15 protein-coding genes are annotated in these 17,979 nt (G+C 40.8%); 14 read left to right on the top strand and 1 reads right to left on the bottom strand.

Features of this window, described 5'->3' with window-relative positions; all coding sequences use genetic code 11:
- Positions 1–160 precede the first annotated feature (160 nt).
- The 3 genes from BUA53_RS09300 (at position 161) to BUA53_RS09290 (ending at position 3,245) form a co-directional block, all read left to right on the top strand.
- Positions 161–1,990 (top strand): HYR domain-containing protein, encoded by a 1,830-nt coding sequence (locus tag BUA53_RS09300; protein WP_084079953.1) that lies wholly within the window; start codon positions 161–163, stop codon positions 1,988–1,990.
- Between the two features lie 426 nt (positions 1,991–2,416).
- On the top strand, positions 2,417–2,869 hold the full coding sequence (locus BUA53_RS09295; RefSeq protein ID WP_084079951.1) for a helix-turn-helix domain-containing protein: 453 nt from the start codon (positions 2,417–2,419) through the stop codon (positions 2,867–2,869).
- Entirely contained in the window at positions 2,850–3,245 is a 396-nt protein-coding gene (locus BUA53_RS09290) for a VOC family protein (protein WP_072835092.1), read from the top strand. The genes BUA53_RS09295 and BUA53_RS09290 overlap by 20 nt, the downstream gene beginning before the upstream one ends.
- Before the next feature lie 166 nt (positions 3,246–3,411).
- Here the strand turns inward: BUA53_RS09290 and BUA53_RS09285 are convergent, their stop codons facing one another.
- Complete coding sequence (locus tag BUA53_RS09285; RefSeq protein ID WP_084079949.1) at positions 3,412–4,350, bottom strand: TolB family protein; 939 nt, start codon at positions 4,348–4,350, stop codon at positions 3,412–3,414.
- Between the two features lie 518 nt (positions 4,351–4,868).
- Here BUA53_RS09285 and BUA53_RS09280 point away from each other — a divergent pair.
- The 11 genes from BUA53_RS09280 to BUA53_RS09235 all read left to right on the top strand — a co-directional run bounded on the left by BUA53_RS09280 (position 4,869) and on the right by BUA53_RS09235 (position 17,979).
- Positions 4,869–5,783 carry an NHL repeat-containing protein gene (locus tag BUA53_RS09280; RefSeq protein WP_072835090.1) on the top strand — a complete coding sequence of 305 codons (915 nt, stop codon included), beginning with the start codon at positions 4,869–4,871 and terminating at the stop codon, positions 5,781–5,783.
- A gap of 146 nt (positions 5,784–5,929) precedes the next feature.
- Positions 5,930–6,142, top strand: coding sequence for a DUF5694 domain-containing protein (locus tag BUA53_RS21740; protein ID WP_394333145.1), 213 nt, complete (start codon positions 5,930–5,932; stop codon positions 6,140–6,142).
- Positions 6,143–6,234: 92 nt separating this feature from the next.
- Positions 6,235–9,588, top strand: coding sequence for a sensor histidine kinase (locus BUA53_RS09275; protein ID WP_072835089.1), 3,354 nt, complete (start codon positions 6,235–6,237; stop codon positions 9,586–9,588).
- A 48-nt stretch (positions 9,589–9,636) separates the two neighbouring features.
- Positions 9,637–10,269, top strand: a complete 633-nt coding sequence (locus BUA53_RS09270) for a response regulator (protein WP_072835088.1) — start codon at positions 9,637–9,639, stop codon at positions 10,267–10,269.
- A 112-nt stretch (positions 10,270–10,381) separates the two neighbouring features.
- Positions 10,382–11,005, top strand: a complete 624-nt coding sequence (locus BUA53_RS09265) for a hypothetical protein (protein WP_072835087.1) — start codon at positions 10,382–10,384, stop codon at positions 11,003–11,005.
- Between the two features lie 279 nt (positions 11,006–11,284).
- The gene (locus tag BUA53_RS09260; RefSeq protein ID WP_072835086.1) at positions 11,285–11,713 is read left to right on the top strand and encodes a nuclear transport factor 2 family protein; all 429 of its coding nucleotides are present in this window, start codon (positions 11,285–11,287) and stop codon (positions 11,711–11,713) included.
- A 49-nt stretch (positions 11,714–11,762) separates the two neighbouring features.
- Positions 11,763–12,212 (top strand): DUF1569 domain-containing protein, encoded by a 450-nt coding sequence (locus tag BUA53_RS09255; RefSeq protein WP_072835085.1) that lies wholly within the window; start codon positions 11,763–11,765, stop codon positions 12,210–12,212.
- A gap of 90 nt (positions 12,213–12,302) precedes the next feature.
- Positions 12,303–13,412, top strand: a complete 1,110-nt coding sequence (locus BUA53_RS09250) for a glycoside hydrolase family 18 protein (protein ID WP_072835084.1) — start codon at positions 12,303–12,305, stop codon at positions 13,410–13,412.
- 156 nt (positions 13,413–13,568) lie between these two features.
- Entirely contained in the window at positions 13,569–16,190 is a 2,622-nt protein-coding gene (locus tag BUA53_RS09245; protein WP_072835121.1) for an alpha-L-rhamnosidase, read from the top strand.
- 137 nt (positions 16,191–16,327) lie between these two features.
- On the top strand, positions 16,328–16,741 hold the full coding sequence (locus tag BUA53_RS09240; RefSeq protein WP_217652965.1) for a hypothetical protein: 414 nt from the start codon (positions 16,328–16,330) through the stop codon (positions 16,739–16,741).
- A gap of 155 nt (positions 16,742–16,896) precedes the next feature.
- Positions 16,897–17,979 carry an efflux RND transporter periplasmic adaptor subunit gene (locus tag BUA53_RS09235; protein ID WP_072835082.1) on the top strand — a complete coding sequence of 361 codons (1,083 nt, stop codon included), beginning with the start codon at positions 16,897–16,899 and terminating at the stop codon, positions 17,977–17,979.

The raw sequence follows: 17,979 nt of genomic DNA, 5'->3' as shown, positions 1-17,979 counted from the left end.
TAATTTTCGAGGCCGGTAACCCTTTATCTCCCTGCCAGGGATGAATAGATTCATTATCCGGGAATTACCTTTTAACTGATCCATTTTCTTCTGGAAGCCCTTATCAAGGTATCCTTTGCAAGGCCGGTAACCCTATTTTCTAAATTAAACCGTCACCGGAATGAAAACTTTTCTACTCAAGCCACTATGCGTGGTTGCCTCACTGCTATTTGCTTCCTTTACTTATTCCCAAACCGTTACTGTCAGCAAGTGTAATATGAATGGCTGGCATGCGTTGAAAAACAATGGAAGTAATGATGCCTTCCTTGACCTGGATCCCAATTCCGCACCGGGTGCTCCTGGAAGTGGAAGATTGAAAGTTGGAAAGAATGGCGATACTTATGCTAGCTTTACCACGGGTAACAATTACAAACAATCACTATTAAGTTCCATCACTGAATTGAAGTATTCCACCTTTGTGCAGCAAAATGGTGGAAAGAACCTGGCACCTTTTATCAGCCTGGATGTGGATTATGATGGAGATGCAGCCTCAGAAGATACATGGATTTTTGAACCTGCATCACAATCAACTCCGGTAGTATTGAATACCTGGCAAACCTGGAATGCACTGTCAGGTAAATGGTATTCTGCCAAAGGCTTATTAAGATCAGGTCCAGGTGCTAAGGCCACTACTTTAGCAGCCCTTATACAGGCAAAGCCTTCTTCACGTTTACTGAATGCGCACACCATTAAATTCATGGCAGGTACTAAAAAGAATACCTGGGAAGACTTTGATGGTAACATTGACAATGTCATTATCGGCGTCAGTAACCAGAGCACAACCTTCGACCTGGTTTGCAACAACAGTGGCGCCCCTACAATTGTTTGTCCTGCTGCTGTTATGGCAAATACACAGGGTTTTTGCGGGGCTGATATAACTATAGCAGCGCCAACCGCTTCAGATGCTTGTGGTAACCCTATTACGGCTATTACAAGTGTACGCAGTGATGGTGCCCCGTTGACTGCTTCTTATCCCAAAGGTGAAACCACCATTACATGGACAGCTACAGACGGATCTGGTGCCACTATTAGCTGTACCCAAACCATAACTGTGGTAGATAATGAAGTTCCGGTAATAACATGTCCGGCATTAGCTTCTAACGAAAGAAATACAGACCCAGGTGTTTGTTCTTATACCATCATAGGTACAGAAATGGATGCGCAGGCATCAGATAATTGCGGTGCTACGCTCACTTATGAATTAACAGGTGCCACAACAGGCAGTGGAAGATCCACGCTTGCAGGTGTAGTGCTGAATAAAGGAACCACTACGATCACCTGGTCAGCAACGGATGGCACAAATACACCCGTAACCTGTCATTTTGATATAACGGTTATAGACAACCAGCCTCCTGTATTTTCTGAAATATCTGCCACACCGAATATTTTATGGTCACCTAACCATAAGATGGTGGATGTGTACCTGGATTATACTGTAACAGATAATTGCGGAGGTTTAATTGTCCCTGAGATATTTATGATCAGCAGTGATGAAGATGAAAATGGTTTAGGCGATGGCAACACGGAGGCTGACTGGGAGATAGTAGATGCACACCATGTACGCTTGCGCGCTGAGCGTTCAGGCCTTGGAGATGGAAGGGTATATACCATCAAGATCAGGGCGCAGGATGATGGTGGGCTGGCTGCCTATGGTACGGTGACCGTATCTGTACCACATGACCAGTCTTCACCTGCACAGGAAACCAGTTTGGAGGTGGTATATGCGCCCAACCCAAGCAGCAATTCATTTATCCTTTCTGTAAACAGTGCCAATACCACTGACAAGGTTTCGATCACTGTTTCCAATTCAGCAGGCAATGTTGTGTACAGGAACACCAATTTTGCTGCCGGAGAAACGATCAATTTTGGTTCATCGTTTCCCAAGGGCACTTATTATGCTGAAATAAAGCAGGCGGGAAAAACCAAACATGTGACTTTATTGAAAATCTGATTCGTTTAGGTTAACTATAGGTCTCCTTTAAAGATGGCAGCAATGCCATCTTTTTTATTTGTGTAAGTAAGCCGACGAGTTTATTATAGGTCGTGATTTTTATTCTCCCCCAATAATCCTAGTCAATCCAGCCCATCTTAGTTCTATGTATTCCTAACCTTGTCCCATACATCAGCCATGGATAAGCCAAGGATATCCCGACTCTATAAGAGTCGGCTTATCGTCGGGATATCGTCGGGATATCCTCGGGATATCTTCTGGACATCCCATCCTTTGGTGCCTATTAGGATGGACTTAAATAGTTATTTTTCCTGGCTGTGGACAAATAAAGAGCAGATATTATTTCCAATTACTAAACATTTTAGTATTTTGTGGTTTGATGGTTGAAACTTTATGAATAGGTAATTAAAGTAACTGAAGTACTTTATGAGTCATTATCAAAGCGAAATAATCAGGATCAGGAATATTTGTTATTCCAACAAAGCACAGATTGAAACTGTTATTGGGACAAGACAGTATATCAATAATAATTTTGACAGGGAATTGAATTTAAACCTGCTTTCCCGTACCCGCTTTACATCTAAATTTCATTTGCTACGGCTATTCAAAAAATATTATGGACAGACTCCCAAACAATACCTGACTGATAAACGAATTGAAAAGTCTAAAGAGCTACTGAAGAATGGGAGATCTGTTTCCGAAACCTGTTTTGCTGTAGGATTTGAAAGCCAGAGTTCATTCTGCACCTTATTTAAAAAAAGGGTAGGACTTACACCTACTGAGTTTCAAAAAGAGCAACTTTCACAAAGTCCAATTCATTTCTTTTTTGATACTTGCAGCCTTAATCAAACATTGAAAAATGAAAGTAAAAGTTATTAGCGTTCCTGTTCTGGACCAGGAAAAAGCATTAAAATTCTACACTGACAAGCTGGGCTTTGTGAAAAAAGTTGACGTGCCTTTAACTGCGGATAGCAGGTGGCTGACTGTTGTAAGTAAAGAAGATCAGGATGGTCCGGAAATATTGCTGGAGCCGTCCCCAAAACATTTTGAACCAGCTAAAACGTATCAGCAAGCCCTGTATGAAGCAGGTATACCATACACGCAATTTAATGTTGACAATGTCCGGCAAGAATATGAACGATTGGTTAGTCTCGGAATTAACTTCAGCGTAAAACCAACCGAAATGGGAACAGTGATAATTGCGGTTTTCGACGATACTTGTGGTAATAATATACAGATTGTAGAAATGTTATGATGGAATATACTGCCTGCCAATAGATGTGCTATTGCCTTGCCCTGATGGTAACCGCTCTGCCCGTCATGTTCAGTGGTAAACATTCCTAACTGGTATGCCTTTTTGAAATTTTGAGCAGGCAGCTGTTTTTAAGAATTGTTTTTTTAATACCGCACCATGAGTGAGGTTACTTCCAGTCAATATGCGTCAGTTCAGTTCCATCTGCTTTTATGGTATATATATCCTGACCCTGCGCCCAGTCATTGGCAGGCTTGTCTTTGTTAGACATAAAAGCAACATAGTTGCCATCAGGTGACCAGACAGGATCACCTGAAAAAAAAGTTGTGAGTTGTTTTCTATTTGTTCCATCAGTATTGACAGTAAAAATATAAGGTATACTATTTATAGCAGAATAGAATACGATCTTCATTCCATCCATGGAAATATTTGGACCCCAATCACTGGCTACGGTGTTTGTAGTTATTCTTTTAAGGTTCGATCCATCTGATTTGATCGAATAAATATTAAAGGCTGTAGTATCCTTGTTGGAATTGAAATAAATAGTTGTTCCATCTGATGACCAAATGGGTCTCAAACAAAATAGTTTCCTGTATGTAACTGAGAATTTGGTTACCTGGTGAACATTGCCGCCATTAATATCGCAAGTATATAATTGACTGTTCCCAAGCTGATCTTGGGCAACGTAAACAATTAATTGTCCATTAGGTGATAAGCCTGGGTATGCTTCTAAAGTTGATGGCGTATTTGTGACCTGCCTTAGCCCGGTGCCATCCTTGTTGATAATAAATATTTCAGTTAAACTATCTCCGTGTTTTCTGCCGGAAAATATGATTTTATTTTTGTCAAAACTCCATTTGGCCCATTCATAGAAGACGTCAGTATTAGTGGAACTGTCTTTTAAAATTATCCTGCTATCAGAGCCGTCATATTTCATCGTTGTAAGTTCAAATACACGCATCGATTTACTATTAAAATAACAGATCTCACAACTAAGACCTTGTAATGGCGGTTGGGTAGGTGGTGTAATTTCTTGATCAGGTTTGGAACAACTAAATAACAGGCTAAGAGACATAATAAGAGAAAGCGTTACCAATACAGTTTTCATAGTTCTATCAATTGTTCTATGCAGTGGGTAATAAGAATCCCGGGCAAGATATATAATTATATTCTAAATTAACTAATTGATGTATTTGTTATTTAATGTGTTGGAATGTCCTGATCAGACAATACATAAATTCCTGCTCTCAGGAGGAAGTAGTAAATAGCTGGCATGAACAGTTATTTTATCCGGCACTTTTGAGGTACTTTCCTTTTGTCGTAAAAGCCTTTGTCTTACTAATAAATAAGAACAGGCCTCATTAAATTGGTCACATTAATATTAGAAAAGTAAATGTAGCAATACTCTCTTTTTCTTGCTGATCGCTCGTAGTTAATCCAGTTTCTTAACCATAAGTTTATTCTTCATCTTTCCACAAAAAATAATGATGGAAGCTGTGTCCTAAGCTCACCTTTTAAATAACAGGTTTTATGAAACCAGCTATGCGAATAAGGCTGGTTTCTGCGTTCTATAGCTGGTACATTATGTATCATCAATAATGCTTTTATAATGTAATACTTCTGATCATGAAAAAGAGCCTGATTGTCTTTATCCCGGTATTACTCCAGTTTGCTTTGTTCATTTGCCCTGCTTCGGCTCACCCGGGTACAGGCATCGTCGTCGATAAAAATGGAAATGTATATTTTATACATACTGGCGTAGGTGTAGCCAAAATTTCCATAGATGGCAGCATTTCCTACATTCATAAGGAAGAAGGAGGACATTGGTTGTGCCTGGATGAACAGGGAATATTTGCGAAAGCTCAACCCAAATATTTTAAAAGGATCACACCGGGTGGAGTAATACCTGCCATTATTTATGCCGGAGGAGGTTCACCCATTGCTATTAATGATGGCAACCTATATTATTGTGGCGGGCAACATAGAGACCTGAATCCTGGCGCCAAAACCCTTGTCAGAGAAACACCACGAAAACAGCAAACTATTTTATGGCCAGATCTGGAGGATACCCTGGATAAACTGGGTGACGGCATTACCGGTATAGCTGCAGGAGCCAATGGCACCCTGTATCTGGCCTGCTGGAACGCTTTAATAAAAGTTACTTTGGAAGGGGAAGTAAAGACAATAGTTCACCCGGTATCTGTGATTGACTGCGATGAAGATCCTGCTGACCACAGGGAAGCCAACCGGGGAATGCCTTTGTTGAGAGGAATAGCTGTTGATTCCGGAGGAATGGTCTATGCGGCTGCTACAAGTTGTCATTGTTTATTAAGAATCAGTCCTGGAGGCAAAGTAAAAACAATTTTAAAATCTGAACGCCCCTGGACGCCAACCGGTGTGGCCATATACAAAGATGATATATATGTGCTGGAATATACGAATGCTAATGGTCCGGCGACAGAGGGTTGGTTTCCCCGGGTTCGTAAAATAGACAAGACCGGCAAGGTGATGATGGTGGCAGACCTTTCCAGGAAACATTGATAAAGGTTTTGACTGCTTGTAATGATCAGAATGATAACCTGCGGCCACTACTGCAATAAGTGTACAGAAGCAGCATATATAGGGCTAATACTCAAATAATGTTATCTGGTTTTTAATGCCTAGTAGCAAAACCCTGCAATGCCCGCATCACGATAAAAAACTTTACAGGTGTTAATTCTGAAACAGGGCGGACGTTTAGCAGAAAACTTAAAAATATTCAGGATATCCAGAGAATTGATGCCACATCGCCTGATCGTATCCTGGTAATATATGGTGTTGGACACCTGAACCTATTGAATTACTTTTTTGATTGTTCACCTCAGTTTAGGCTTATTAAGACAAATGATTTTCTGAAATAACCAGTATATCTCAAGGCTAGCAGCAAAACTGATATTTATACATCCAATACAAATAAACAAATTGTAATTTCAGGTGCATAAGATCAGCCTCTTTGAAAAAAGGATTACAAAAACGAAAACCTTTAAAAAGCGTAAAGCTTTTATGCCGTTGTATTCTATTGTTATGCTTTTTCAATTTAACCTCCTGCAAACACAATGAATTCTCACCCACTCAAAAGGATACTGCTGAAAATCTTCATGTATTCAGCGCTGCCAGGCAGAAAAATTTATCGCAGCCAAAGATAACCTACATCACTACCGCCAACCAACCAGAAGTAATCAAAGCAGGAAAGCCTGTTGTCAAAATAGATTCCTCCAATGGAGGTGCCCCGTTCTTTACCGATTACGGTATCGACCAGGGATTGCCTCTGAATAATATTATTTGCAGCGCAACAGACAAATGGGGAAACCTTTGGTTTGGTACTGGTGGGGGCGGAGCAAGCAGGTACGATGGTAAAAGTTTTACAAATTATACCATGGCCCAGGGGCTGGCAGGTAATATCGTGTTTTGCATTATGGAGGATAAAGGGGGAAACATCTGGATGGGTACTACTTCCGGTTTAAGCAAATACGATGGGAAACGGTTTACCAATTATAGTACATCCGATGGCCTCGCGGGCAATTTTGTAACCTCCATTCTACAGGATAATGAAGGTAATATTTGGATTGGCACACACGATGGTGGCTTCAATAAATATGATGGCAAAAGCTTCACGACCTATAATATTGCGCAGGGTCTTGCAGACAATTATGTGCGTTGCATGATACAGGATAGAAAAGGAAATATCTGGCTGGGTACGGAAGCGGGTGGTGTAAGCAGGTATGATGGCCATCGCTTCACCAATTATACCATAGCACAGGGGCTGGCGAATAATTCGGTTAATTGTATAACCCAGGATAACGGTGGCAATCTATGGTTTGGCACCATTGCCGGCGTAAGTAAATTTAACGGAAGCTCCTTTACAAATTATACGAAGAAGCAAGGATTGGCTGATAATAATGTAAGCAGTATTCTACAGGATAAAGATGGCATCCTTTGGTTTGGCCTGCAATCAAAAAATATTAGCAGGTATGATGGCAGCAGGTTTACAAATTATAGCAGGACAGAAAAACCGGAAGATTATAAAGTAAACAGTATCCTCCAGGACCAGGGTGGCAATCTTTGGTTTAGTTCGCAGGGAGGCGGTGTTAGTAAATATGAGGGTAATAGCTTTACCAGTTATACTGTGGCACAAGGGCTACCAGCCAATTTAGTATTCTGGATCATTCAAGATAGAGCAGGCAGCCTTTGGTTTGGAACCTATGATGGAGGCGTAAGTAAATATGATGGAAAACGGTTTACCAACTATTCAAAAGCCCAGGGACTGGCGGATAATAAAATATGGAGCATCTTGGAGGATGAGGCCGGGAACATCTGGTTTGGTACGGACAGGGGGTTGAGTAAATTTAATGGCAGCAACTTTACCAACTATACTACTAAACAGGGTTTGCCCAGTGATGCGGTTATCAGCATGATGCAGGATAAGGCAGGAAATCTCTGGTTTGGAACAAGGGCAAATGGCGTGAGCAAATATGACGGCAGATCCTTTACCAATTATACCAGCACCCAGGGCCTGGCAGGGAATGGTATTTGGGGCATGGTACAGGACCAGGCTGGCAACATCTGGTTTGCTACACATGATGGTGGGATCAGCAAATATGACGGCAATAGCTTCACGAATTATACAACAGCACAAGGACTGCCTGGGAATGCCGTATCTATTATACATCTTGATAAAATGGGAATTCTTTGGATTGGCACAGATGGAAAGGGTGTAAGCAAGTATGATGGAAAAACTTTTACTAATTATAGCACCGAAGATGGGCTGGCAGATAATGTAATTTTGAATATTAGTGAGGATACTTCCAGAAACAAAATATGGTTCGGCACAACCCAGGGTTTGTCTGGAATTAAGGAACATCAAATTCGCAATAGCAAGAATCAGCAAAATGATTTTGAAAATTTTAATAAGCTTACGGGGTACCCTCTCAAAGATGTAAGCACGGGCGCACTCTTTGTGGATGATAAAGGAATTGTTTGGGTGGGCAGCGGAGAAGGAAAGCTGATACGGTTTGATTATTCAACTGTTCATAAAACTGAGCCCAGGCCTTTGAATTTACATATACAGGCAGTAAAAGTAAATAATGAAACTGTCTGCTGGAATGCTCTGGAAGAGACCGGGCAATCTAAAAAATCAATCGATAGTCTTACTCTGTTGAATGAGATGATGACTTCCTTTGGTAAAGTATTACCCCCCGAGACATTGTCCAGCATGAGAAAAAAATACAGGAAAATACACCTGGATGGAGTAACACCCTATTACCCTGTGCCCATCAACCTTGTATTGCCCTATGACGACAATTCGATAACCATAGATTTTAGAGCTATAGAACCGGCATTGCCAAAACTGGTTAAATTCCAATATAAACTTGAAGGGTATAACACTGAGTGGAGCCCGCCAGGCAATAATTCAACAGCTGTTTTTGGTAATATGAAGGCTGGCAATTATACATTCAGGGTCAAGGCACTCAGTCCATTTGGTGTCTGGAGTGAAACCAAATACACCTTTCGTGTACTGCCGCCCTGGTGGTTCACCTGGTGGGCTTATATGCTGCATGCTATACTGGTTGGAGGGATAGGCTATACACTCTATCGATTGCATATACAAAGCCTGAAAAGAAAACAGGCTGAAAAGCTTAAAGCAATGATCGTTACCCAGGAAGAAGAACGTAAACGTATCTCCCGTGATTTGCATGATGATATCGGGGCAAGACTTACCAATATCAATTTGCTTTCAGCACTAGGCCAGAATAATGGAAACGCACCCGAAGAGATGGCAGCTTATTTAAAACGCATTTCAGGTGAAATTCAAACTTCTGCAGAATCTCTTGATGATATCGTTTGGAACATTGATAGTAATAACGATGCTATAGAGGAAGTGACGGCACGTATGAGAAGATATGCGGCCCATGTTTTTGATGGTACAGCTATGCGATATACCATTGAAGCAGATGAAAGCACTTTACCTGCAAAACTATTAACAGGCATGCGAAGGGATTTGTTCTTTGTGTATAAAGAAGCCATTAATAATATTCAAAAGCATGCTATGGCCACTGAAGTGCATATACAGATTGGGGGAAGGAATAGTGACCTGTTCATGCAGATAAACGATAATGGCAAAGGTTTCGAAACAGGGAAACCGACCAACCGTAACGGGTTAAAGAACATGGTACAACGCATTCAAAAATGGGGAGGAACATGCCTGGTGGAATCAGCCCCCAACAAAGGTTCAATATTGAGAATCACATTGCCCGTAGAAACCCCATCACTCAAAAGGGGGATGTGGCGCTGGTTGAAAAGAAGTTAATTTTAAGGTTGCCGGTTTGATTGATGCCTCAGGAATAAAATAAAGTCCATGACAACGATAATCATATTTGAAGATGACGACCAGTTAAGGGATTCCCTGGTGGCATTGATTGGTAACAGTAACAGCAATGATTATACTGTCATTGGCAATTATTCCAATGCCATGGATGCGGCCACCATTGTTCGCCGTTACAAGCCTGATGTGGTCATTATGGATATTCATATGCCCGGCAAAACCGGCATAGAGGCTGTAAGTGAAATAAAAGAGGCCCGCCCTCAAACTTTCATTATCATGTACACCATGTTTGAAAATGATGAAAGCTTGTTCAGCAGCCTTTGCGCGGGCGCCAATGGTTACATCCTAAAAAAGACCTCGCCGTTTAAGTTATTTGAAGCCATCAACGAGGTTATGGAAGGCGGTGCTCCCATGTCGCCATCTATTGCAAAACGTGTATTGCAAAGCTTTGAGGTAAAATCATCCCGGCATGAGTATCATTTAACACCAAGGGAAAAGGAAATATTGCAGTTGCTGGTTAAAGGGTATAGTATAAAGATCATTGCAGACGAATTGAACATTTCTTTTGACACAGCTCGCACCCATCTCAAAAATATTTACCCAAAACTGCATGTGAACTGTGGAAAAGAAGCGATCGCCAAAGTACTACGCGAAAGAATTATCTGAAGATAAACACCCAATTTTATTACCGGGCATCACTCAAAAAGCGTATTGTTAATGCCTGTTGCCTGGGTGATATTTGATTCGTAAAATATTTAGCAACATTAAAATATTTATTATGAAACAAATGTCCAACAGGCAGAATTCCTTACTTCATGTTTCTGCCACGCACTCCAATTTTTTAAAGCAGTCATTTTCCTGGTATCTCACTGTTTTATTCCCATCATTACTTCTCCTGCTCCTGGCGGGTTGCCAAAAGAATGCATTACAGGACAGTTCCCAAAAGAACGATTTGACAAGCAGTGCATTAAGGCAGGAAGGAAAAACAAGGTGTGTCCCATTCAAAGCCAGTTTTGTAACTATGGACGAAATGACCCAGGCAGCTACAGATGCTAATCCTGTTCAAAAAGATCACCTTACAGGTACAGGTGAGGGTACTGGTATGGGGAGAGCTTCAATTGATGTACTTGCAGAAGGAGACGTTACCTTGCCTTTTCCAGCACTGGTAACTTCTACAGTAACTTTTGTGGCAGCCAATGGAGATAAAATATTTGCGTCTAATGACGGGTATTTGCAGGAGCCTTCTGCTAATGGGGATCTGCATCTAACTGGACGGGGTACAATTATAGGCGGAACAGGCAGATTTGAAGGTGCAACAGGTAGTTACGCATTAGACGTAACCGGAAACATTTTTAAGCCTGAAGGAACTGCTGCATTTACAGGTACCATTTGCTACAAATAGAGCAGAATAGTAAACTAAAGACGGAATTTAATACATACCGGCCTTATGCCGGGTATCGAACGAAGAAGTATGAAAGCCTGGTACTAAAGCCAGGTTTTCTTTTTGTATCATATAAAGAAGATTCTACGTCGGCAATACATAGAGATTCATTGTTCATTCTTTAAGAATCGTTTTCAAAAGAACAACAAATGCTTTACCACCCCAGTATTATTGATTATTTTGGAAGCTATGATTAGCATTAGTTCAATCAATTTTAGCCAGAATCTTATAAAGCATTTTATGAAAGGAATCTTCTTTATTTCGTTATTTGTTATGTGTTCAACCCATTTGTTTGCACAAAAAGAAAAGAATAAAATAGAAGCTACAGTTGTGGGATTCTTTAACGGTTTATCACTGGTAAATGCTGATACGCTAAAGTTTTATGTAACCCCTGACTTTCATCTTTTGGAAGATGGGCAGGTATGGAATATGGATACGTTGCTTAGCAAGATCATGCCCATGAAGAATTCTAAAATTGAAAGAATTAATACTTTTAAGTTTATCAGGACAGAGCAAAGTGGTAACATGGCATGGGTGAGCTATAATAATTCCGCAGAATTCAGGTTAGGGGAAAAACAGCAAATTATGAAATGGTTAGAAAGTGCAGTTTTAATAAAGAGGAAGGGAGGCTGGAAAATTCAATTGTTGCATTCTACAAAATTGAAATAAAGATTTTTGCCAGACTTGTTATCCGCTTAGAATTGAAATATTTAATAGAATGAACAATTTTTATAACGAAGAAGACGTATCTCAAATCATAAGGCGGATAGATAACCTAACATCAACATCACAACGACAATGGGGCAAAATGAACGTAGCCCAAATGTTAGCCCATTGCAATGTATCCATGGAAATGGCAATGGGAAAGTTCAGTATACCAAGAGTCTTTATTGGAAGGTTTATTGCTCCTTTTATGAAAAAAAGGGCTTTGAGCACAACGCCATTTGGGAAGAATTCACCTACTGATAAAAGCCATATATTTCCTGAAGATCTTGACTTTGAGGAGCAAAAAGCAAAGGCAAAGACATCTGTCCTGCAATTTTTTGAGGGAGGTGTTTCTGGTTGTACATCATACCCTCATCCGTTCTTTGGAAAATTTTCACCTGAGGAATGGGCTATTTTTGAGTGGAAACACATTGACCATCATTTAAGGCAATTTGGAGTTTAACTAACATCAAAGGCAATTTGGAGAATTTTTGCAAATACCAGTATGCTTTGTATAATAAACAAAGGAAATGAATATAAAGGTCCATTCATTATGAGAAATACGTTGACAATCGTAGTACTTGTTTTAGCCCTTATATCTTCAAATGTTGTCCTTGGTCAGGTTAAACCAGGCTTTTCTGTAATTGCTTATTATTCGGGTAAACGACTGACTGAAGTTGACAGTATACCAGCAGAAAAGCTAACGCATATAATTTTTAGTTTTTGTCATTTGATAGGCCCCCGACTACATGTTTCAAATGCACTGGACACAGCAGTCATTCAAAGGCTTGTCAGCTTGAAGTCCAAAAATCCAAATCTCAAAGTGTTGTTATCCCTGGGAGGTTGGGGTGGTTGTGCAACCTGTTCGGATGTTTTCTCAACCAGGAAGAACAGGAAATTATTTTCACGATCTGTAAATGAACTAACTACATTTTTACAAACTGATGGAATTGACCTTGACTGGGAGTATCCAGGCATAGCCGGGTTCCCTGGCCATAAGTTCCAGCTTGCTGACAAGCATAATTTCACTCAACTCGTCAGGCAGTTACGGAAAACATTGGGCAAAGAACATGTGATCAGTTTTGCCGCCGGTGGATTCAATCAATATATCAATGAAGCTGTGGAATGGAAAAAGGTGATGAAAAAAGTTGACATGGTCAACCTGATGACTTATGACCTGGTAGGAGGTTATTCAGTAACTACCGGGCATCACACTGCTTTATATTCATCTCCACAACAACCTGAGTCCATTGATAATGCAGTTTCAAGGTTGTTTCAATTAAAAATACCCAGGCAAAAGATCATTATTGGTGCTGCCTTCTATGGAAGGGTGTGGGAAGCGGTGCCGGACACCAATTCCGGATTGTACCAGCCCGGCAGGTTTAAAACGGGTGTGGATTTTAAAAACGTTGCGACGCAGTATTCGGCAGACAGCGGTTTTATATACCATTGGGATGAGACGGTAATGGCCCCATATTTATATAATCCCAGTCAATCACTTTTTGTTACCTACGATGATAAACATTCTATAGCATTAAAGCTAAAGTATGCGATGGAGAAAGGCCTGGGAGGAATCATGTTCTGGGAGCTGTCTAATGACCAGTATGAAGATGGCTTGCTGGATGTTATCAACAATGCAAAGCTTAAGCATCTAAAGCAATGAAATTTGCATGCGCAGACTTGAGTCCGAAAGCAGATTGGCGCATTGTAATATTTTTCTGCATCAGGCTATTTCATTTTCATTAGGAATTAATGAGAGTTAGTAATGAATTTAATATTATAGCTTTTCCATAAAATAAATGATTTGAAAGGAGATAGTTTGAAAAAAATACTTATTCTTTTTGTCCTGTTCACCGGAAATATGCTCTATGCCCAAACAAAGGTTAACAGTCTTTTATGCGAGCATTTGGTTTCTCCCCTTGGCATTGATGTACCTCAGCCCCGTTTTTCCTGGCAACTTAGTTCGAGTACGCCAGGTATTAAACAACAGTCTTACCAGCTAAGCGTTGGTACGGATTCCCTTGGTGTAATACAGTTGGCTGGAAATTCCTGGATGTTGAAAGGAAAATCTGGTGAGCAACTGGTTACCTATAAAGGCAGTGGCCTTAAACCTTTTACAAAATACTTCTGGTCTGTTACCATAGTTGATAATAAAGGCAATAAAGCAACTGCATCCAGCAGTTTTGAGACTGGAATGATGAACCAGCAAAACTGGAGGGGTTCCTGGATCAGTGATTCAAGGGATAGTAAGATGAAACCTGCAGGGCTTTTCAGAAGATCCTTTTTAATTGAAAAGAAGATTGCTTCTGCAAGGGCCTATATTACAGTTGCAGGCCTGTATGAACTTTATTTGAATGGTCAGCGCATTGGCAACCATAGGCTGGACCCCATGTACACCCGTTTTGACCGCCGCAATTTATATGTTACCTATGATGTGACCTCCAGCTTACAGCCAGGCAATAATGTGGTAGGAGTGATGTTGGGAAATGGCTGGTACAATCACCAGTCCACTGCAGTCTGGGATTTTGATAAAGCCCCCTGGCGCAACAGGCCTTCGTTCTGTATGGATCTACGCATAACCTTCACTGATGGAACACAACAAATTGTCAGTACTGACAAGCAGTGGAAAACAACCCTTGGCCCCCTGCTTTTCAACAGCATCTATACGGGAGAACAGTATGATGCCACCAGGTATATACCAGATTGGAATAATGCTATGGGTGTTGATTCTGCCTGGAAACAATGTACTTATGTTGCAGCACCTTCTACAAAAATAGTAGCGCAAAGTATGGTACCCATTGTTGATGCTGAACTGGTGCCATCAAAGGAAATGAAAAAATTCTCTGATACTTCCTATTTATTTGACCTGGGTAGAAATATAGCTGGGGTAAGTGAAATTAGATTGAAAGGGGTGAGAGGAACTATCATTCGCCTGAAGCATGGTGAACGCTTGTATGCAAATGGACATGTGGACCAATCCAATATAGATGTGCATTATCGTCCTGTGGATGACACTGATCCTTTTGAAACAGATATTTATGTACTCAAAGGAGAAGGGGAAGAAAGCTTCCGGCCCCGGTTTAACTATAAGGGATTTCAATATGTAGAAATAAGCTCCAGCAAACCGGTGACTTTGACGCGTGAAAGTTTGCATGGTTATTTTATGCATTCAGATGTGAAACCAGTTGGAAGCATCCAATCCTCTGATTCGATTATCAATAAAATCTGGTCAGCTACTAATAATTCATACTTATCAAATTTATTTGGATACCCGACAGATTGCCCCCAGCGGGAAAAAAATGGGTGGACAGGTGATGCGGCTATTGCTGTGGAAACAGGACTTTACAATTTTGATGGTATAACAGTTTATGAGAAATGGATGGCAGACCACAGGGATGAACAACAGCCTAATGGTGTGCTGCCTTCCATTGTTCCTACCGGTGGATGGGGTTATGAATGGGGTAATGGGCCAGACTGGACCAGCACCATCGCCATTATTCCATGGAATCTTTATATGTTCTATGGCGACAGTAAGGCACTGGCAGATGACTATGATCACATAAAGAGGTATATAGATCATATCAATGAGCTCTATCCATCGGGGCTTGTAAGTTGGGGACTTGGAGATTGGGTGCCGGTAAAATCGGTATCGCCGGTAGAACTTACATCAACCTGCTATTATTATGCAGATGTGATGATATTGGCTAAGACTGCCCGCCTGTTTGGCAAAGAAAAGGATTGGGTATATTATACTGCACTTGCTTCAAAGATCAAAACTGCTTTTAATCGTAAGTACCTGGATACATTAAATAAAGTATATGGTAAGGGCACACAAACAGAAATGGCAGTGCCTTTGTATTGGGGAATAGTTCCTGATGAATGGAAAGCTTTGATAGCCGGTAACCTGGCCAAAAGGGTGCAAGCAGACAGCGCACGACTGGATGTTGGTCTGCTGGGAACTAAAGCAATTCTTAATGCGCTAAGTGAAAATGGTTATGCAGACCTTGCATTCAGGCTAGCTTCCTCCAGAACTTATCCTTCATGGGGGTGGTGGATGGTAAATGGTGCTACTACGCTTTATGAGAACTGGAAGATCGATGCGGTCAATGACATCTCTTTGAACCATATTATGTTTGGCGAGATAGGCGCCTGGTTCTATAAAGCACTGGGAGGTATGAGGCCTGATCCTGAGCACCCCGGCTTTAAAAATATTTTATTGGAACCCTGTTTTGTTAAAGGACTGGATAGCTTTTCCTGTTATCATGATGGACCATTTGGCCGTATTGTTTCCTCATGGAAGCGAATCAATAATACAATTGAATATCAGGTAACCATTCCCCCGAATTCAAGGGCCTCGTTGATACTACAGGGAAAAAAATATATGATTTCCTCCGGTGTCTATCATTATACCTTAAGTAATCAAAATGAAATCATTCCATGATGGTTTAAAAATTAACAAGACGGGTAAATGCACTAAGAATTACCATCGTCCCATAGGCGAACTAACCCTTCATCCATAATACAGGCAAGGCAATTTTGCTTATTTTTTAGAATTGATTTTAGGCGGTTTGGGCTGTAATGTTAATTTTGCCTCTTCATATGAGGTCCGGCGCTTTAATATTGTTTCTCTTTATATGCTTCCAGGCGGTAAGCGGAAAGAATTATGTTCCTGGAGGAGCGCAGGATCGGCTGTTGCCTTCAGTAGGCATAACAATAGCGCAACAACTTAAAAATGTTCGGTCAACAAGTGATGATCCCATATGTAAAAATGATGATTTACCAGACGAAACACACCTGATCGGCGTAGAAGACGATGATGAAGATTTCATTAACAGGAAGCATTTGCTTTTTTGCAGATATGTTGTAGCCTTCTCAGATGTATTCATTTTGTTGCACCAGGATCATATTTTACCAGGGCATCCTGAATCCTTCGATCCCTGCCTTTACCTGGGCTCTCCAAGGTATATAATACATAGAGCCATAAAAATTTAAATAAACCAGTAATCAAATTGGCAGGTATGTCATCACATGCCTGGCTTTATGTATTACACTTCATCGTTGTACAGGTCATGCTGTCTTAGGAATGACCTTATCAAAGGAATTGCTGGTTTTTACTGATTCCATCTTTTAATTATCCACTTAATAACATGAAAAGAATTGTAAGCTTTATGAGTTTGTGTGCCTTATTATGCCATACAAGCTGTACTTCTGAAAAGAAAGTAAAGGAGGAAATAAGTAAGTACAAGGTGACTTCTCCTTTAAGAGTAGATACTTCATTTGTCAAAGAATATGTCTCCCAGATAAAGTCTGTCAGGAATATTGAGATCAGGGCACAGGAAAGGGGTTACCTGCAAAAAATATATGTTGATGAAGGACAATTTGTGAAAGCCGGCCAGGTATTGTTTCGCATCATGCCTACAATATTCGAGGCTGAGCTTCAGAAAGCACAGGCCGAAGCCAGGGCATCGGAGATAGAATTAAATAATACAAAGGTCCTGGCTGACAAAAATGTGATCTCAAAAAATGAGTTTGCAATGGCGAAGGCGAAACTGGACCAGGCCAAGGCTGAAGTGGCACTAGCCAGGATCCATCTTTCCTTTACCGAGATAAGGGCTCCGTTTTCTGGTACAATCGATCGTATCCCTTTGAAACTGGGAAGCCTTGTGGATGAAGGCCAATTATTGACCAGCCTTTCCGACAATAGCCAGGTATTTGCCTATTTCAATGTTTCGGAGCCTGAATACCTGGATTATAAAACCAATATAAAAAACCGGGGAAGCAACAAAGTAAGCTTGCTGTTGGCTAATAACCAGCCCTTAAAATACCAGGGAGAAGTAGAAACAGTAGAAAGTGAATTTGACCATGAAACGGGAAATATCGCTTTCAGGGCAAAATTCCCTAACCCGGATAATCTTTTAAAAAACGGTGAAACAGGAAAAGTGGAGATGACTGTTCCTGTAAGGAATGCGCTGGTGATTCCTCAGAAATCAACCTACGAGATACAGGAGAAGACCTATGTTTTTGTCGTAGATAAAAATGGTGTTGTCAGATCAAGGAACATTACCATAAGCAATCAAATGCCTGACCTGTTTGTGGTAGGAAGTGGTCTTGGTGAAACTGATAAGGTATTGCTGGAAGGGGTGCAAAAAGTAAAGGATGACGATAAGATCGATACAGAATTTGTGGCACCCAGGGAGGTGATCACGCACCTGAAATTATATGCAGAATAG

The sequence above is a fragment of the Flavisolibacter ginsengisoli DSM 18119 genome, from assembly GCF_900129295.1.
In the GTDB taxonomy this organism is placed as follows: Bacteria; Bacteroidota; Bacteroidia; order Chitinophagales; family Chitinophagaceae; genus Flavisolibacter; species Flavisolibacter ginsengisoli.
The sequence above is the reverse complement of the archived record's forward strand: the minus strand, read 5'-3'. Positions and strand labels throughout refer to the sequence as shown.